General features: G+C 47.7%; 17 protein-coding genes. 2 read left to right on the top strand and 15 right to left on the bottom strand.

Annotated elements, in window-relative coordinates:
• Positions 1-5 precede the first annotated feature (5 nt).
• Positions 6-1,151 (bottom strand): hypothetical protein, encoded by a 1,146-nt coding sequence (locus ABXS75_04620; protein XCP86097.1) that lies wholly within the window; start codon positions 1,149-1,151, stop codon positions 6-8.
• Between the two features lie 515 nt (positions 1,152-1,666).
• Here ABXS75_04620 and ABXS75_04615 point away from each other — a divergent pair.
• Complete coding sequence (locus ABXS75_04615; protein ID XCP86096.1) at positions 1,667-2,005, top strand: P-II family nitrogen regulator; 339 nt, start codon at positions 1,667-1,669, stop codon at positions 2,003-2,005.
• A 39-nt stretch (positions 2,006-2,044) separates the two neighbouring features.
• The gene (locus ABXS75_04610; GenBank protein ID XCP86095.1) at positions 2,045-3,295 is read left to right on the top strand and encodes an ammonium transporter; all 1,251 of its coding nucleotides are present in this window, start codon (positions 2,045-2,047) and stop codon (positions 3,293-3,295) included.
• Between the two features lie 218 nt (positions 3,296-3,513).
• Here ABXS75_04610 and ABXS75_04605 read toward each other — a convergent pair whose 3' ends face one another.
• The 14 genes from ABXS75_04605 to yabQ form a co-directional block, all read right to left on the bottom strand.
• Complete coding sequence (locus ABXS75_04605; GenBank protein XCP86094.1) at positions 3,514-4,254, bottom strand: EamA family transporter; 741 nt, start codon at positions 4,252-4,254, stop codon at positions 3,514-3,516.
• Positions 4,238-4,396: a hypothetical protein gene (locus ABXS75_04600; protein XCP86093.1), complete on the bottom strand. Its 159-nt coding sequence runs from the start codon at positions 4,394-4,396 to the stop codon at positions 4,238-4,240. The genes ABXS75_04605 and ABXS75_04600 overlap by 17 nt, the downstream gene beginning before the upstream one ends.
• A gap of 51 nt (positions 4,397-4,447) precedes the next feature.
• Positions 4,448-5,647, bottom strand: coding sequence for a helix-turn-helix domain-containing protein (locus tag ABXS75_04595; GenBank protein ID XCP86092.1), 1,200 nt, complete (start codon positions 5,645-5,647; stop codon positions 4,448-4,450).
• A gap of 64 nt (positions 5,648-5,711) precedes the next feature.
• Positions 5,712-5,897: a PucR family transcriptional regulator ligand-binding domain-containing protein gene (locus ABXS75_04590; GenBank protein ID XCP86091.1), complete on the bottom strand. Its 186-nt coding sequence runs from the start codon at positions 5,895-5,897 to the stop codon at positions 5,712-5,714.
• Positions 5,898-5,949: 52 nt separating this feature from the next.
• A complete protein-coding gene (locus ABXS75_04585) occupies positions 5,950-7,119 on the bottom strand; it encodes a hypothetical protein (protein XCP86090.1) in 1,170 nt (389 codons plus the stop codon).
• Complete coding sequence (locus tag ABXS75_04580; protein ID XCP86089.1) at positions 7,116-8,285, bottom strand: M20 family metallopeptidase; 1,170 nt, start codon at positions 8,283-8,285, stop codon at positions 7,116-7,118. The genes ABXS75_04585 and ABXS75_04580 overlap by 4 nt, the downstream gene beginning before the upstream one ends.
• Before the next feature lie 16 nt (positions 8,286-8,301).
• The gene (locus ABXS75_04575; protein ID XCP86088.1) at positions 8,302-9,654 is read right to left on the bottom strand and encodes an amidohydrolase family protein; all 1,353 of its coding nucleotides are present in this window, start codon (positions 9,652-9,654) and stop codon (positions 8,302-8,304) included.
• 187 nt (positions 9,655-9,841) lie between these two features.
• Positions 9,842-11,884 carry a glycoside hydrolase family 13 protein gene (locus ABXS75_04570; GenBank protein XCP86087.1) on the bottom strand — a complete coding sequence of 681 codons (2,043 nt, stop codon included), beginning with the start codon at positions 11,882-11,884 and terminating at the stop codon, positions 9,842-9,844.
• Between the two features lie 14 nt (positions 11,885-11,898).
• Positions 11,899-13,710 (bottom strand): ATP-dependent zinc metalloprotease FtsH, encoded by a 1,812-nt coding sequence (ftsH, locus tag ABXS75_04565; GenBank protein ID XCP86086.1) that lies wholly within the window; start codon positions 13,708-13,710, stop codon positions 11,899-11,901.
• Between the two features lie 21 nt (positions 13,711-13,731).
• Positions 13,732-14,253: a hypoxanthine phosphoribosyltransferase gene (gene hpt / locus ABXS75_04560; protein XCP86085.1), complete on the bottom strand. Its 522-nt coding sequence runs from the start codon at positions 14,251-14,253 to the stop codon at positions 13,732-13,734.
• 15 nt (positions 14,254-14,268) lie between these two features.
• Positions 14,269-15,678, bottom strand: a complete 1,410-nt coding sequence (gene tilS, locus ABXS75_04555; protein XCP86084.1) for a tRNA lysidine(34) synthetase TilS — start codon at positions 15,676-15,678, stop codon at positions 14,269-14,271.
• A 31-nt stretch (positions 15,679-15,709) separates the two neighbouring features.
• A complete protein-coding gene (locus tag ABXS75_04550) occupies positions 15,710-17,119 on the bottom strand; it encodes a SpoIIE family protein phosphatase (protein XCP86083.1) in 1,410 nt (469 codons plus the stop codon).
• A gap of 125 nt (positions 17,120-17,244) precedes the next feature.
• Entirely contained in the window at positions 17,245-17,571 is a 327-nt protein-coding gene (locus ABXS75_04545; GenBank protein ID XCP86082.1) for a septum formation initiator family protein, read from the bottom strand.
• 73 nt (positions 17,572-17,644) lie between these two features.
• Positions 17,645-17,989 carry a spore cortex biosynthesis protein YabQ gene (gene yabQ / locus ABXS75_04540; protein XCP86081.1) on the bottom strand — a complete coding sequence of 115 codons (345 nt, stop codon included), beginning with the start codon at positions 17,987-17,989 and terminating at the stop codon, positions 17,645-17,647.
• Between the last annotated feature and the right edge of the window lie 5 nt (positions 17,990-17,994).

The raw sequence follows: 17,994 nt of genomic DNA, 5'->3' as shown, positions 1-17,994 counted from the left end.
CCTGCCTAATCCAGATAGATCGGCGGCTCATAATCCTTGCCCATTGCAGCCTTCTTGCGCTCCTCAAATCCCAGGAAAGCCCATTCCGTCATATCAGTCCATTTATGCTCCTTCCGGTCATATACCTGCACATATCCGATGCGCTTTGGATGCATACGCACACTGTTGCTCTGGTACTCCCGGCCGGTATACGGGTTCACATCACCCTTCTCCCGGTCCTCATCCTCGTCCACACGCTGGCGGATCGGCTGGAAATCAGAATGCTCCTCCTTCTTTTTCGGTTTCTCCCATCTTGACCAGAAACCGCCTTTTTTCTCGGGTGCCTTCGTTCCGGTCGGCGCTGCCTCTTCCGGCTTCGGCTGCTCAATCTGCTCCTGCGCATGTGAGTCCGCCGCTTCCTCTTCTTCGGTCGGTGCTTCTACCGCTGCCTCTTCCGGCATAGCTTTAGTCCCTTCATACTCCGGCTCAATCTGCGAAGCTGCTTCCTGCATCTCTTCCCCTGCAGCCATCTCACCCGCTTCCGCTGCGGCTGTATTTTCATTTCCTGTGGTCTCTTCGACAATCTCCTCACTTACCGGCAGCTCTGCCAGTGTCTCTTCTTCTATTTCTGCCCCAGAGTTCTTCGCCATCTCATTACTATTTTCTTCCTTAGCAGAAACCGCTTCCGTTTCCGCGATCGTCTCACTCTCACCTTGCATCTCAGTCATTCCTTCGACGTGCTCCTCTGCTCCGGAAGCCTCATTCTCCACAGCCTCCGCTGTGGACCGCAACAGATCTACGATCTCACCGACCGTCAGATCCCGCTCTTCCAATTCCTTCCGCTTCGCTTCCGCACGCGCCGCTTTCCGCTCTTTCCGCGCCTCCAGTCTGCCGATCTCTCCCGTAGTCGGCAGTACCTCTTCGATAACAGATGCCCTCTCAGCCGCTTCCTGCGTTGCCAAAATGCTAAGCTGGAAGGAACAGCCCAGAATCTCTGCGATCATACGCATATCCTGCTCCTGAAAATTATCCCTTCCCAGTCTCTGCGTCAGATTCTGACGGGACATCTTCTTTCCCGTCTTCATTTCGATCTGCTCTGCCAATTCCTTAATAGTCATACCTTTTCTGCTCAAAACGATTTTGACCTGCTCCCCAAACGTGAGACTTATCATCTTACCTCTTCCTCCTTGTTAATCATTATGCTCCTTAGTGTTTATCGGTATTTAGCAACTTTATAATTGCTTCATAAACCTATATTTTTCCCTACCCTTTATTGTAACAAATGACTTTTTATCCGTCAACAGTCGCTACATTTTTTCTTGTTTTCCGCATTACTCTGTGACAGTCCCACATTTTCCACAATCTTTTTTCTCATTTTACAGCCAAACAGGACACACTTCACAAAATATTAAATTTTTATAAAAATCTCTTTGACAAATGTTTTCTGCCGAGTATAATAGGGACTATCCAAAAACAAGGGCGTTTTCCAATCCGGAAAATGTCCTTTTTTTGTTGCCAAGCATGCCTAAGTGAACGTCCGGTGGACGTTCATCTCGGTTGCCTAACACGCCTAAGTGAACGTCCGGTGGACATTCATCCCGGTTGCCTGGCACACCGAAAAGGAAATGTGATAGACCTTTTTCCCGGCTGCAGGGCATACCTAACATCAAAAAGGAGGGAGTTTATTATGAAGAAACTGGAAATCATTATTCAGCCCGAGAAACTGGAAGACCTGAAGGTCATTCTGGATGAATCAAACGCCAATGGCGTGATGATCAGCAATATCATGGGATATGGAAATCAGAAAGGGCACAAGAAAATCTACCGCGGCGCAGAATACAACGTGAACCTTTTGCCGAAGGTAAAGGTGGAGACCGTTGTGGAGCCGGAGGTGGCTGAGCCTCTGATCCGGAAAATCGTAGACGAGATTCAGACCGGCATGTATGGCGACGGTAAGATCTTTGTATACGAAGTGGAGGACGCGGTCCGCATTCGTACCGGTGAGCGCGGTCCGGCCGCATTGTAACCTGTTTTCAAAATCAATAATCAATAGGAGGATTTACTTATGGGATTAACAGCACTTATAGAGAGCGGTATAGACGCCACAGCAGCAACTGAACTTCTCCTGAATGTCGTATGGTGCCTGGTCGGAGCAATCCTGGTATATTTCATGCAGGCAGGCTTTGCCATGTGTGAGGCAGGCTTCACCAGAGCGAAAAATACAGGTAACATTTTGATGAAAAACATGATGGATTTTGTACTTGGCAGCCTGTTCTTCTTCATCTTCGGATTTGCCATTATGCACGGGACGGACTGGAATGGAATCTTAGGTACGCAGGGCTTTTTTGACCCTACGAAGCTCGCAGATGCTAACGGTCTGTTCAACGGGCTTCCCATCGGAGTGTTCCTCATTTTCCATACCGTATTCTGCGCCACCTCAGCGACGATCGTTTCCGGCGCCATGGCAGAGCGGACGAAATTCATCGCCTATCTTTTGTATAGCGCCGCAATCAGCATTTTCATCTACCCGGTATCCGGACACTGGATCTGGGGCGGCGGCTGGCTCGCCCGGATGAATTTCCACGACTTTGCAGGCTCCACTGCAGTACATATGGTTGGCGGTATCTGTGCATTAGTCGGCGCGAAGATCCTCGGTCCCCGTATTGGCAAATATGGCAAGGACGGCAAGGTACGCGCTATTCCGGGACATAACCTTTCTATCGCAGCACTAGGCGTATTCATTCTCTGGTTCTGCTGGTTCGGTTTCAACTGCGGCTCCACAACTGCCGCTGCCACGAACCTCGGCGACATCGCCATGACCACAAACCTGGCTGCCGCAACCGCGACCCTCGCAGCCCTCATCGTCACCTGGATACGCTACGGCAAACCGGATGTATCTATGACCTTCAACGGCTCCCTGGCAGGTCTGGTGGCTATCACTGCCGGATGTGACACGGTAAGTAACACCTCCGCGATCATCATCGGACTCATTGCTGGCGTATTGATCGTATTCTCTGTAGAATTCTTCGACAAGGTAGCCAAAATCGACGACCCGGTCGGCGCCATCAGTGTCCACGGCGTCTGCGGTGCGACCGGAACGATCCTCACCGGAGTTTTCTCTAAAGAATATGCACTTACCACCCAGGTCATCGGAGTCGCCGCTACTGCTGCCTTCGTATTCGTAATGGCATTTATTATATTCACTTTAATCGACAAGACCGTCGGACTTCGCGTGACCAAAGAGGAAGAACTCGACGGACTCGACGTTCACGAACACGGTTGCTCCGCTTATGCAGACTTTAACTTTCGTCTATAGCCGGGCGAGTGCATCAAAAAAGAAGGGGCTGTAAAAACAGTCTGAAGAGCCAAAATAATCTCTAACAGGCTTTATTTCAGATATGCCTACCACCGAAACAAGGTCCACTGGACCTTATTTCAGGTATGCATGGCAACCGAAAAGGTGGCAAAAAGTCGTTCCCAGACCTTTTGCCACCTCCGCTTTACAGTTTTTTCGGTTAGATTACAAGCATTTCCCTAAGAGCATAAAGCATTTCCCTCCTGCCTGCCTTTCTGATACCCATCTATTGTAATGAGCAGAATGCTTGCCATAACAAGGCATCCTCCCGCCACAATCCCGATTGTTATCGGATCGTTGAACCAAATAGTGCCAAATACTACACTTACGATTGGCTCCAACATAGATACGAATGCTGCCGTAGACGCCCCGAGTTTACTGATTCCAAACATCATAAGGAAATATCCGCATACGGTAAAGAGGCCGGAACCTCCGATTACCATCGCCCATTCTGTCAGACCCACCGGAATAACCAATGTGCCTGTTGCCGGTGTAAGCACAGCAAACAGAACAGTCGCCGGCAGAGACACAAAAAATAATTTCACCTCGATCGATAAATCATTGGCGGGCCCTTTTTCATTGGCCACCAAATAAATTCCATATGTAAAGGCCGACGCGATCGCCATAATTACGCCAATGACCGGCATCCTGCTGCCTCCTCCGGTCAGAAATACCATTCCCAGAATCGAAGCTGCAACCGCTATAAGCTGGAGTCTGGTAAAGCCAGCCTTGAACAGGGTTCCCATGATCACACATACAATCGTCGGATACAGAAAATTCAGCATAATTGTCGTTCCCACCGGCAGATACAAATAACTGCTGTTTAACAGTACTGGTGTGAGGAGCATTCCAAATACTCCCATAAGAAGCGTCTGAGCCGCTTGCTTTACCGATGCCTTCAGACTACGCTTCTTTATCAAGGCATACAATGGTAATTGTCAGATTTGTAAAAAACATCAAACTATTCAGCGGCATGCCGTTCAGCATAATCTGCTTCTGAATCGTCGGCATAATCCCCAATATGACCGCTGTCCCCGCTACGCAGATAAATCCCGTAACCATGCTATCTATCTCCTTTTCTTCTAAGTTATCTCTCCGGCTATTTCCCCATCATCAGCTCATACTTTTAACATATTCACATTTTTCCTCATTCAAATAATACAATTTCAGGCTCAAATCCATATTAATTTGCTCCTCTTTTGACCGCAGATTTACCTCCAATATCTCACAAATTTTAGAAAACCTGTATTTTATCGTATTATAATGAATATAGCTTTCTTTTGCCGCTTTCATAAGGTTCCAGTCATATTTCGATATTGCCTCCACTGTCTGGACCAACTGTGTATGAAATTGTTCGTCGTATTTCACCAATTTCCCTATATACTCATCATACAGTTCTACTGCTTCTTCTGTATTCATAACCGCCCATAGCAATTTATACACGCCCAATTGCTCAAAGGCTACCGTTTTATCCTTTTTGTAAATCGCACGCCCGATCAAAACACTCTTTTTGGCCTGGGTATAGCTTTTATGCACATCTACAATCTTACCCATATATCGTCCGATTCCAATTGTAACCGTAAAATCCGTATCCTCTGCCACGGTTTTTCTGATTTCGTCCCCTGCCTCTATTATTTGCCGGATAACTTGTTCTTTGTTATAATTTTCTACTGATATTATAAATATAATCTGATCACTTAAGTAGTTATATACTACCTTGTCAAATCTTTTTGTCATCACTCTTTTGGATCTCGCAAATATAATTTTCCTTTGCTCCTCCTGCACGCAGCTCATATCCACATTATAATTTTTGTTATGGTACATCAGCTTATAGTCATCCACATCTACAATAACAACAATTCCGCCATTGCTGAAATTCCAATTATAAAGTTTTGCCCTGTTCTGGATTTCCTCCTCCGATTTGATATTCTGATATAACAAGTCCTGCACAAATTCGTCCTTGTACTGTGCCCTTATTTTATTGTCCGCTATCTCTCTTTGCATGAGCAAGATCAGAATCATTCCGGCCTGTTCAATTACAATTTTGTTTTCTTTCTTTTCTCTTCCATATACCGGATTGTCCTCGAGAAAAAGCAGTCTTCCAAATATGGTATTTCCCAGACGAAGTTCAAAAAAAGGAAATGCCCTTGTTATATTCACATGAGACATCTCCTTTTTTTCCAGTACCTCTATCTGCTCTTTCAGTTCCTCTGACCCCGACGAGAAAACAATCTTGTCATCATGGTACTGGTATAAGGCCGTCTGAATATTTGTGAGTCTTTCCAGCTCATCCAGAATTTTTTCAACCTTCACGCCCTTCATCATCTCAATAAACAAATTGTGAATATATTCTGAATACTGTAATGCGGTTAATTCACTATTGTTCAATATTATTCTGAAAAGCATAGGCTGTTGACAGGACAAACTCTCCTCCTTTGATCCAAATTCCGATATCCGGTGCGTCAACTACTGTTACATTCGTAAGCTCCTTGTCCAATGCTTCTTCTCCCGCAAGTACAGAAAAATCTTTGAACATCCCCATTACATCATGTACAGTTATCATTGCAATACACTCCTTTATTTTACTTTTAAAAGAGACCTGCCCTGCCCGTCATTTAGAAAAATATTCCTGTTACAGCCAATGTCACCGGTGTAACCAGCAGCATAGTCAATACGCCTGCAAAGAAAGGATGAATTCCCTTCGGCACACGTTCAGATATCAGATGGCCTACCGGAGCACAGAAGACTCCGCCAATCACGCCAGCCAGCACTGCCACGCCAATGCTTCCTCCATGAGTCAATACACAAAACGGTGCTGCACTGACTACAGGAATGAACGTTCCAACCCATCCATATTCCTCATATTTTGATGTATAGAGGAATACTCCTGTTCCCGATGCCACAAATTGGGATAAGAGAATCGCCGGAAGAAGCGCGCCTGCTCCATTCGCCACATGATCATGATTGATCAGATAATCCACCAGAACGCCCAGAACCATCATGGCGCCCGCCACATCATTTCCATAAAACATCGGCTCTGTAAAGTCTGCGAAGGTTCTTCTGACTGCCCACTGAGCAGAATATAGATCCACCTGGCTTTCCGGTGCCGGATATTGCTTTGCTGCTTTTTGTTTCATCCACGGCAAATATTTACATACTGAGCATACTAAGAAAGCCATCAGTGCCATGGTCATCAGCCCGCCATATCCCGCCGGAAGCTGAAGAAGCGGTACTATAGTATTGATACACCATGTAGCTAAAGGTGCACAGATCAATGCGGTTAAAATAGAACCTGTCAGCAAAGCACTCACACTCGGACCATAAAGCAAAAGTACCGCGTTGGGCGTGCTCACAGTAACGAGGAAAGACGGAATCCACATTGCCTCTTTAAATAAATTTATATACCCAAATACAAACAAAGTCAATATCAGCGACAGGCACTGGCCCGCAAGAACCCATGGCCACATACTGCTCATTCCGTAACAAATGGGGAATACCTGTTTTTTGGAACCATGTACCGCCATCCTCCACGCTAAAGCTCCTCCAATAATCATAAATAAGGAAGCGCATACACTTGCAAAAAAGGTGGCCTCTGTAAAGTCCATAAAGAACCAGCAGAATTTATAGAAAGTATGATCCAGTACCCCTGATGCAATGTCCCCATAGGCCATTTTATTAGTAAGGCTTGGCAGATTTTTCGTAAGAAAATATAAACCAAAACCTATACCCAGAGTAATAAGATATCCCTTTATTGAACCAAGTTTTATTGTTGATTTTTCCTTCATATTCTACCCCCACAATAATTTATCAGATAAGTAATGTAGATATCACTACACTCTTTAACAGAATGCAGCGAGACGTGCTCATTTGTCTTATGTGCCTGCTCAGCTTCTCCCGGCCCAAAGATGATAAAGGGAATATTAAGCGGCGGAATCATCTGGGACGCATCCGTATAATACTTGAGTCCTGCACAATTTGCTTCTATTTCTAAGCTTTCCACAGCAGTTTTGAAGTCCTGCACGAACGGATTGTCTTCCTTTGTACAGACAGATCCTCTGTTATTTAAAATATGAATCCCGTACTTAAACTCTCTGTTTTTCCGCTGAACTTCCTTGCATGCCGTCTCCAGGAACTCCAGAATCTCTGAATTTTTGGTCTCGGGAATTGTTCTGATATCAAGTTCCATGCTTCCATAAACAGGTATGATATTCGTTCCCGTTCCCCCATTCATCTTCGTGAGGGAGATAGTGCTTTTTCCGAGCATACTATCTCCGTTTTCTTTTGTCATATAGGAATCCAGCATCGTCTTTATTTCAATCAGGCAATCAAGTGCATTCGTTCCCGCGGAAGGATTGGAGCCATGTGCCGCCGCTCCGGTTGCCGTTACCTGAAGCCACAATGCTCCTTTTTCTCCAATTCCTATCTTTCTGCTGCTGGGCTCACAAATAATAGCAGCGTCAATCGTATTCAGAATTCCTGATTCTATGATCTTTTGTATGCCAATGCCTCCCCGTTCTTCATCTGCTGTGAAACAAAAATATACCGGCTTTTTCAGCTTTACTTTCTGTTCCTGCAAATACAGAGCAGCCAGTATCATAGCGCATACGCCGCTTTTCATATCGGCCGTTCCTCTGCCGTACATCACGCCGTCTTCTACGACTGCCTCCAGAGGATTGTATTTCCAGTCATCGGGATTCTCGTAGGACACCGTATCCAGATGTCCTACAAAGGCGATCCCGCCATCTTTTTGTTCCCCATCAAACTTAAGAACCAGTGACGCACGCTTCGGAGAATGAAGATATACCTCTTTTTCCACTGTATCCCCAAAAAGCATTTCTATATAATCTACTATTTCCTTTTCATTTCCTTCCGGCTGTCTTGTGTCCCAGGAAACCAGATATCCTAAAATTTCCTCACATTTTTCTATTTTCGTTTGATTAAACACTAACATTTTTTCACCACTCAGATTATTTCCAATAATAGAACATTGGCAGTTCTCCGACTCCCATATTTTCTAAGCTTCCTATTCTGGATATCCATTTTCCGCAGCCTACATTTTTCCGCACTACGCGATTTTCGAAACCGGAAATTGCTCCGTTCACGATTGTATAAGTTGCCATTTTATCGGCTTCATCCACAATTGTGATATTAGCGGATGCGCCTACTCCAAGATGTCCCAGTTTTTCGGTAAAGTACGGATTATGACATCTTTCGGCCAAAAGCTCTGCTACATTTGATGTCATCAGTGCAACCGCCTGTGGAAGAGTCACTACTTCCTGCTGAGCAAGTTCCAGAATTGCAGGGATATTATCTCTTGTATCTCCACCGCCTTTTATCGTTCCGTCATTATCTCCATCTGAGATCATCACTCGAATCAATCCATCATGAATAGCATCGTAAAGCAATCTCTGACTTTCCTTTGGAATAAATAATGCTTCCCTGCTTCCTTTGCCTATGCGCATAAGTGTTGAGATTACCTCACCCGACACATTTGGCTGTTTACATAAATCAAGAACCATTTTCATACTTTCTACTGCATCCCCATGAGTACCACAGCCGGCAATATCCACATGTCCCAAATGCACCGGTCTTCCTTTGGAAATCCCTACAACATGTTCCGCCCGGAATGGATCCTGTGTATGTGACATAAATACCAGACCCGCCTTTGAAGTAATCTCATACACAGCGTCAAGGTCTTCGTCCGACAATAAGAAATGTCCCATGTGATCCTTGATTCCCATAATTAAATTACCACAGGTATTTGCAAAGAAATTCAACGTTGCTTTTTCAAATGCCACCTCGGCAGGCAGTGTACCCTTGAAATAGGAAATCCAATCTTCTGTGCTCATCTGCGTGCTCAAAAGGCTGGCCGCGCCCAAATACATTCCTACATTAACCGGCAGTCCTCTGTCGATCTCTGCTCCAAGAAGCGCCGGCCCGATCAGCGTATTTCCTGCTCCCGGGGTAAATCCTGTCGTCACGCCATCCTCCGCTGCATGATATATGGAATTGGTCGTCACTTCAAAAAGGTCATGCATGTGCAAATGCATATCAATTAATCCGGGGAATACCAGAAGACCTTCACAGTCAATGATCCTGTCTCCTCTTTCCGGCTTGATTTCATCCGCAGTTTCCACAATGGTATCACCGATATAAGCGATATCCCTCTGCGCATGAATTCCATTTTTAGGATCCACTACTGTTCCGTTTTTAATAATGGTCCGTCCACTTTTGTACATTTGTGCAACAGGGTCTACAAGCTTATCATCCTTAACACCTGCCAATATGTCTCTTGCATAATCTAATTTTATTCTTTCCATACAATAAAACCTCCGTCTTTTATTTACCGAGATGAACGTCCACTGGACGTTCACTTAGGCATGCTTGGCAACCGAGATGAAGGTCCACCGGACGTTCACTTAGGCATGCTTGGCAACAACAAGAGGGTGTCGCAAAATTGCGACACCCTCTTTACACAGCTCTTTGCCATGATAAAAGCTAAGTATATTACCATTTCTTATTCTTAAGCACAAGCGCCGATTTCTTTCCCATCATCAGCGAAATCATACCATCCTGCACCTGATACTCTTCAAACTCTCCAATGTAGCCCTTCTCATACGAATACATCATCCGTGCCATGCTGCTGCCCTCCGCAGTCTCCACCTGCCACACCGGAACATCGACTTCTCTCAGATAATCCGCTATATTCACGATCACGATGATCTGCTCATCTCCCCAGAATCTTCCGTAGGCCAGCAGATCCTTCTCCACCTTCAGCATCTTAAGCGATCCCTTCACCAGAGACTGATGTCTGCGGTGAATCTGGATCATCTCCCGATAGAAATTCATAAGTCCCTTATTCTCATGGCCCCATGGATACGTTCTCCGGCTGTCCGGGTCCGTAAACCCGCACACCCCCGCCTCGTCGCCATAGTATAATGTCGGCGCGCCTATCCAGGTCATCTGGATTACAATCGCTGCACGCATAATGGCATAGTCAATATTCTGCTTCGCAGCCTCTGAGCCGCGATCTGCCACACGGCCGACCATATGATTGGTCCTCGTCAGGAACCGGGAATGATCATGATTCGATAGCTGGTTCATGGCCGTCTGAAGGGACGGCATCATCATACTCGCCATATGATGTTTCATGGCATTTTCAAAATTATGCGCATTGCCCAGCAGGTCCTCACGGAACTCATCGCTATGCTTCTCCATTCCGGTCAGGAACCAGGTCACCGGCTCCATAAAAGCATCATAATTCATCACCGTATCCCACTCATCGCCCTCAAGCCATTCGATCGGATCACCATAATGCTCCGCCAGAATCAGTGCATCCGGGTTCACTTCCTTCACTGCCTTGCGGAATTTCTTCCAGAATCCGTGATTGAACTCATTGCTCTGTCCTAAGTCTGCCGCCACGTCCAGCCGCCAGCCGTCCGCATTGTAGGGCGGTGAGACCCATTTTCTCGCCACACCCAATATATATTCTTCCAGCTCCTTGGAGCCCTCATAATTCAGCTTCGGCAGGGTATCATGCCCCCACCAGCCTGTATAGCTTCCATTTTCCGGCCAGTCATGATCCTGGCTCCTCTCAAATTTAAAGAAATTTCTGTATGGACTTGACGCTGAAATATAAGCGCCCGGCTGATAGCCATCGGCGTCTTCATACACCTTCTCCCGGTCAAGCCACTTATTGAAGGATCCACAGTGATTGAATACTCCGTCCAGAATGATCTTCATCCCCCTGCGGTGTATCTCCTCCACCAGCTTGATGAACAGCCGGTTGCTTGCTTCCAAATTTGCCTTACTGGTAGTGCGGATCCGGTACCGCTTCGCATGACTGTTGTTCTGATCCCACATTTCCAGAAGTTCGCCGCCATCCTCTACGATCACGCCAAAATGCGGATCGACATAGTCATAATCCTGGCTGTCATATTTATGGTTGGACGGTGAGACGAAAATCGGATTGCAATAAATGACCTCGATTCCCAGGCTCTGCAGATAGTCCAGCTTGTCGATCACTCCCTGCAGATCGCCTCCGTAAAATTCCCGCACGTCCATCGCCTGCGGGTAACGGTTCCAGTCTTCCACACGGTGCACATGTTCCCCAATATAACTGTACTCATCGGTCAACACGTCATTTGTCTTATCACCATTGCGGAAACGGTCCACATAAATCTGATACATGACCGCTCCCTTCGCCCAATCAGGCGTGGAAAATCCCGGAGCGATCCGATAATCATAATATTCCAGGATCTCATCAGCAGGACCCCATTTATTGTAATAGCAGACCTCGCCTTTACTTAAGATCCGAAAACGATACCGGAGCATATCTTCCGTCATCTTTTTTTCCGTCTGATAATAATCGAATTTCCCTCTGGAAATCACTTTCTTCATGAGATAATCTACGCCCCCGCTTTGCAGGTATACCTCATCTACATCGTCTTTTGCCGTGCGGAACCAGAACTTCAGGGTATCTCCTACCTCCGGCTCAGGCGGTGCCATATAGGCTTCCGTCCCGTCACAAAACAGTGCATCCCTATTCATAAATTACCCCAATTCTACACGAACAACGCTTCAAATTCTTCCCTCGTAATCTTTTCCTTCTCAAGCAAAAGCTTTGCACAGGCTTCCAATACATTTTCGTGTTCCTTTATTATATCTTTCGCTTTGATATAGCATTCATCAATGATCCGCTTCACTTCCAGATCAATGGTGGTCGCAATCTGCTCCCCATATCCCCTGGAGGCATGAGCCAGATCCCGTCCGATAAACACCTCATCGCTGTCATTATCATAATTGACAAGTCCCAGCCGCTCGGACATACCGAACTTTGTCACCATGGATTTGGCGTAGGCCGTCGCCTGCTTGATATCCTGAGAAGCCCCTGTCGTAATATCGTCAAAGATCAGCTCCTCAGCCGCTCTTCCGCCCAGCGCCACCGTGATATCCTGAAGCATCTTGCCCTTGGTATTGAACATCTCATCCTTCTCCGGAAGCGGCATCGTATACCCTGCCGCGCCCACCCCTGTCGGGATGATCGATACGCTGTATACCGGTCCCACATCCGGCAATACATGGAACAGGATCGCATGCCCCGCCTCATGATAGGCCGTGATCCGTTTCTCCTTCTCAGAGATCACGCGGCTCTTTTTCTCCGAACCGATTCCCACCTTGATAAATGCGTGACGTATATCCGCCTGCTGCAGATAAACTCTGCCTTCCTTCGCCGCCAGGATTGCCGCTTCATTGAGCAGATTCTCAAGGTCTGCCCCGGTAAATCCAGCCGTTGTCTGCGCGATCTGCTGAAGGTCCACATCCTCTCCCAGCGGTTTTCCCTTGGCATGTACCTGCAGGATCTCGTATCTTCCCTGTATATCCGGACGGCCGACCATCACCTTCCGGTCAAAACGTCCCGGACGCAAAATCGCCGGGTCCAGAATATCCACACGGTTCGTCGCTGCCATCACGATGATACCTTCGTTGACTCCGAATCCGTCCATCTCCACAAGAAGCTGATTCAGAGTCTGCTCCCTCTCATCATGGCCGCCGCCCATACCGGTTCCACGTCTTCTGGCCACCGCATCGATCTCATCGATGAAAATAATACACGGTGCATTTCTCTTCGCATCTTCAAACAGATCACGGACACGGGACGCGCCCACGCCCACGAACATCTCCACAAAATCGGAACCGGAGATGGTGAAGAACGGAACGTGTGCCTCTCCTGCCACCGCCTTTGCGAGCAAGGTCTTACCGGTTCCTGGAGGCCCCTCCAAAAGAACACCCTTGGGGATCCTCGCTCCGACCTGGATATATTTGCCCGGCGCTTTCAGGAAATCCACGATTTCCTCCAGATCTTCCTTCTCTTCCTTCAGGCCCGCGACCTGATCAAAATTAATATGGTTATCCGCCTCCGTACTCATCCTGGCACGGCTCTTTCCAAAATTCATCGCCTTGGCGTTGGCGCCTCCCTGGCGATTCATCATCATGAACAGGAAAACGAATGCTCCAATCGTGACCAGAGTGGGAAGCCAGGAAGTCACCCAGCTGTCCTGCGGAACATCGTACACGAAACAGGGTACGTCGTAGGAATCCAAAAGTTCCTCCACTTTCCCTACGTCCGACACATTCAGTTCCTTAAACACATTCTCCCCGAAATCAATACGAAGTGTACCGGTCGGGGCCACTTTATTCTGCCTGATCTCCACGCTCTTCACCCGGCCCGCTTTCAGATCCTTCTGCAGAGCCTGATACGTATAAGCATTCTCCTGACTCTGAGACTGGTTCATAAAAAACCAGACTCCATAAAGCATCACGACGCATAAAAGAATCGTGAGCCCGCTGATTCCTCTTGACTTATGATTATTCAATGAACTGCTCCTTCCAACCTGCTATAACTGCACAACGCCAATGTACGGCAGGTTTCTATATTTTTGCGCATAATCCAGCCCGAAGCCGACCACGAACTCGTCGGGAATCTCAAATCCGACATAGTCCACCTTCACGTCGCGCACGCGGCGGTCCGGCTTGTCCAGCAGGGTGCATAAGCGCAGACTCTTCGGTCCCCTCTTCTTTAAAATATCCATCAGATAATATAAGGTACGTCCTGAATCCACGATATCCTCCACAATCAGCACGTCCTTTCCCTCCAGGGATTCATCAAGATCCTTTGCGATCTTCACGATTCCACTTGACTGCGTCCCGTCGCCATAACTGCTCACACTCATGAAATCCATGGAAACCGGCACTTCGATACGTTTGGCAAGCTCGCACATAAAGAACACGCCGCCCTTTAAAACACAGATCAAATGCACCTGCTTCCCCGCATAATCCTCACTGATCTTCTTTCCCAGTTCCCGCACTCTGGCATAAACCTCTTCCTCCGGGATTAATACCTTTACTGTCTCAGACATCTTCCATACCTCCGCTTATCTAATCGTAATTTCCAAAATATTTTTCGTATGCTGTGTCACCTGATACGCCATACTCTGGCGGACGCCCACGGCCCACAGAATCCGGCTGCCGTCCGCTGCCAGAAGAATCTCATCGCGCCTGCGCGAAGGAATCTTCTCATCGATCAGCAGTTTCTTAAGCTTCTTGGAACTTCCGTTCCTGTCGATAACCAGCTGATCCCCCGCCCTGCGGGTACGTATAGTTAGACCTTGTTCTATTATACCATAATCAAACCATTTCGTGTATGTTTTTTTCGGGATATCCAAATCTGTCTTGGGACGCGGAAAAACCCGCACAAGAATCGTCCGTTCCTTAAAGTGATACTCTTCTGCCTCTCCCGGTCCGATCTCTATTTTCAGTTCCTCTGCCTCCAAAGACTCCGCCTTGTCCTTCCCCTCTTTTTCCCGCCAGATCTCTATGCCATCGTATACCCTTAAGGCCCGCATTCCGTAAGGAAGATTGATCGCTCTCCCGGTCTGTTTGTCCATCAGCTCCCGCAAGGCGTGTACATGACGCTCCTCGATATCCTTCGCCTGACCAGCCATATCTTCCAGCAAATGATACAGCACCATGGACTGAATCACTTCATCTAATGCCAGAAATACCGTTTCCAGCAGAATTTTATGCTCTTCTTCTGTCCTTACGCACTCCCGGTATGCTTCTTTCGTCTGCCCTTCCAGATACCTCCAAACCTCACGAAGCTGCTCTATGGCGCCGTTCATATGCTCCACTGCACGGTTGTTGACCTGTTCTGTCAGAACCGGCAGGACATTCCTGCGAATGCGGTTCCTCGTATAAGTATCTTCCAGGTTTGTGGCATCCATACAATAAGACACCTTTTTTTCTTCCAGAAATTTCTCAATTTCCTCTCTTCCCACACACAAAAGCGGGTGAATCCACATTCCATTTACCGGACTGATCCCCCCAAGCCCCTTAAGCCTGCTGCCTCTCGCCAGATTCATAAGAAAGGTCTCCGCATTATCTTCCCGGTGATGCGCCAGAGCGATGCGCACCTTTCCCTTCCTCTCCCCATATTCTCCGGCTGCCTGAAGAAACGCCTCCCGTCTCGCCATGCGCCCTGCCTCCTCAAAAGACAGTCCTCTCTCCTTTGCAAGCAGTGACACGTCCACGTGAAATGCTTCGAACGGAATCCCTCTCTTACTGCAAAATGCGGCCACATACCTTTCATCTGCGTCCGCATCAGCTCCGCGCAGCATATGATTGACATGCACCACAGCCAGCCTGAAATCCATCTGCCCTGCCAGCTCTTCCAGCACCAAAAGAAGGCACATAGAATCTGCGCCTCCGGAGACTCCGGCAATCACGACATCGTCCTTTGCCAGCATATGATATCTCTGTATATATTCTTTTACCGTATGAACCATGATTTTATCCTCTGTTTTTCTGTCATCTATCTTAACACAAATCCCAGATTCCCGCCACCAAAACCGTCATATCGTCAAGCGGTTCTTCCTGCCCCAGCTCCAGAACCTTCTCCAAAATCTCATGCGCCAGTTCCTTCGGATTCTCCTGCTCTGACGAGCGCAGCATCAGATCCAGCAAATACTCCTGCTCCCCTGCCGGGAGTGCATCAAGCACCCCGTCCGTTACCATGACCACCAGGTCTCCGGACTTTAGCTTAATACTTGCCTCCTCGATTTTCTGTTTCTGCACCACTCCAAGGGGCAGGCTTTCCGAATAAATATGCTCTATCTTGTCCCCATGGCGCACAAAAGTCGTTGCAGCCCCTGCCTTTACAAACTCGCACACGCCGCTGTACAGGTCGAAAACGCACATGTCAAGCGTGGAAAAGCAGACCTCCTCGCGTCCCATCACAAGCGCCGTGTTCAGCATCTGAAGCGCCGTCTGCCTGGGAAATCCGGCCATCAGAAGCTCCTCCAGCATCTCAACCACCATGGCGCTTTCCCGGCCGGCCTCTTCCCCCGCTCCCATTCCGTCCGAAAGGATCGCCGCTTCCTGTCCGCCGGGAAGCTCGGTCATCAAAAAGCTGTCACCGGATATCTTCTCGCAGCCTTTTCCGATCCGCGCCACCCCCTGAAGCGTATAGAACCCCGGTCCTTCCACGAACACGACTGTACAGTATTCCTGCGCCAGAACCGGGCGTTCCTCTTTCGCCGGCACCATACGCCGCTTGACACACGCAGAGAGCGCCCTTGCCAGCGCTCTTGTCGTCATACAAATACCTTTTTCCGGACGCACCGTCAGATGAATCTCATATCTCCCCCTGGCATTTACAAAAAAAACAGAGCTGAGCAGCCTCACCCCTTCTTTTTTCATCTGTGCCCTGATTCGCTTCTCCATCGGAGTATCCGTAAAAATACTGGCGTCAAGCTCCCGCGTCGCATGGCGTATCATCTGCGCAAATGCGTTGAGCTGGACCGCGCAGCCTTCCCGGCTTTGCACCATCTTATTATTCCAGGCAAGCATTTTTTTCGCCTCGCCGAATACGCCCAGTGTTTCCCGCAAAAAACGAGGCGCAAGTATGCACCTTTTTTGCAGCTTCCGCTTCATCTCCACATTAAGTCCGCTACCATATTCCTCCACCGTGCAGAGAATCTCATACATCAGCTCATATACCTGTTCCCGGTCTTTTTTCAGACAGCTTTCCTTATTCTTGCAGAGGGCGCACACTTTTCCCGTCACCTCATCGAACATGTCCCGGGTCTCTTCCCGGGTAAATGTCTCCCTTGGCCCCTCCATTTTTAAAAATGTATCTGCCAAATGGCGGAGAGAGGAAGCAAATCGGTCCGCCTGTGCTACATATGGGTTGACCATGACCTCCTGCCCCTTATAATCCTTGTCCATCTGCGACTCCCCCTTATATTTCCTGTGAAATAAAGAAAAAGAGCTCCGGAAATCTCTTCCAAAGCTCATCTTTTGTCTCTTTCCCGGCACGACCGATCCCTTCCTGAGATCTGCACCTGCCTGATCTATTGTTCTGCCCGAAACAGAATCTCGTTCTCATGAACCAGACCCAGCTTCTCTCTTGCAACATCTTCTATGTATTCATCTGTACCTACGTACTCTTTTAACTGATCAATCTCTTCCGAACGTTCCTTCTCCTCATCAAGCTGAGCCATCAGCTCCGCCTCCTGTGCTTTGTACGCCTTATTTCTCTCCCGCAGAGACATACCCTGGGCAAATATCACTGCGCCTAACAGGAAAATAATAAGGCTGATCAATACGACACTTCTCTTATGATTCTGAAGCCTGCTCTTCGGACGCCGATTCCGGCTCTCTGGCTTTAAGCTCCTCATATCTATATTCACCCTTCGTAATCGTCACTTTTCGATTCACTTACCCATTATCAACAAACTTATTCTATCGGTTTTATTTTGATTTCGCAACACTTTTTCCCGATTTTTTCAAAATAAAAACGTACATTTTTTTTGCAATTTTTTGCGCTAAAAAGAGTAAAAAACGAATCGTGCACGCCCCTAGCACAATACCTAGTGCACAATACCATCTTATCACCCCATCACTGGTATGGTAAATTTGCACAAAAAGGTATAATGCGGTCCCAAGCCAGTAAATCACATCTTCCAGATTCACCGCCCAGAGCGCGTGGGGCACGATCCGGCGCAGTACACGCAGGCTTAAATACACGCACGTCACTACGATTCCACTTAGCACCGCGTGAATAAATACCGCAAACTCTACACCGATTCCCAGCATCTTTG

Source organism: Roseburia hominis (assembly GCA_040702975.1).
GTDB classification, from domain to species: domain Bacteria; phylum Bacillota; class Clostridia; order Lachnospirales; family Lachnospiraceae; genus Allocoprococcus; species Allocoprococcus hominis_A.
Note: the sequence above shows the minus strand (reverse complement) of the source record. Positions and strands in the feature narration are given on the sequence as shown.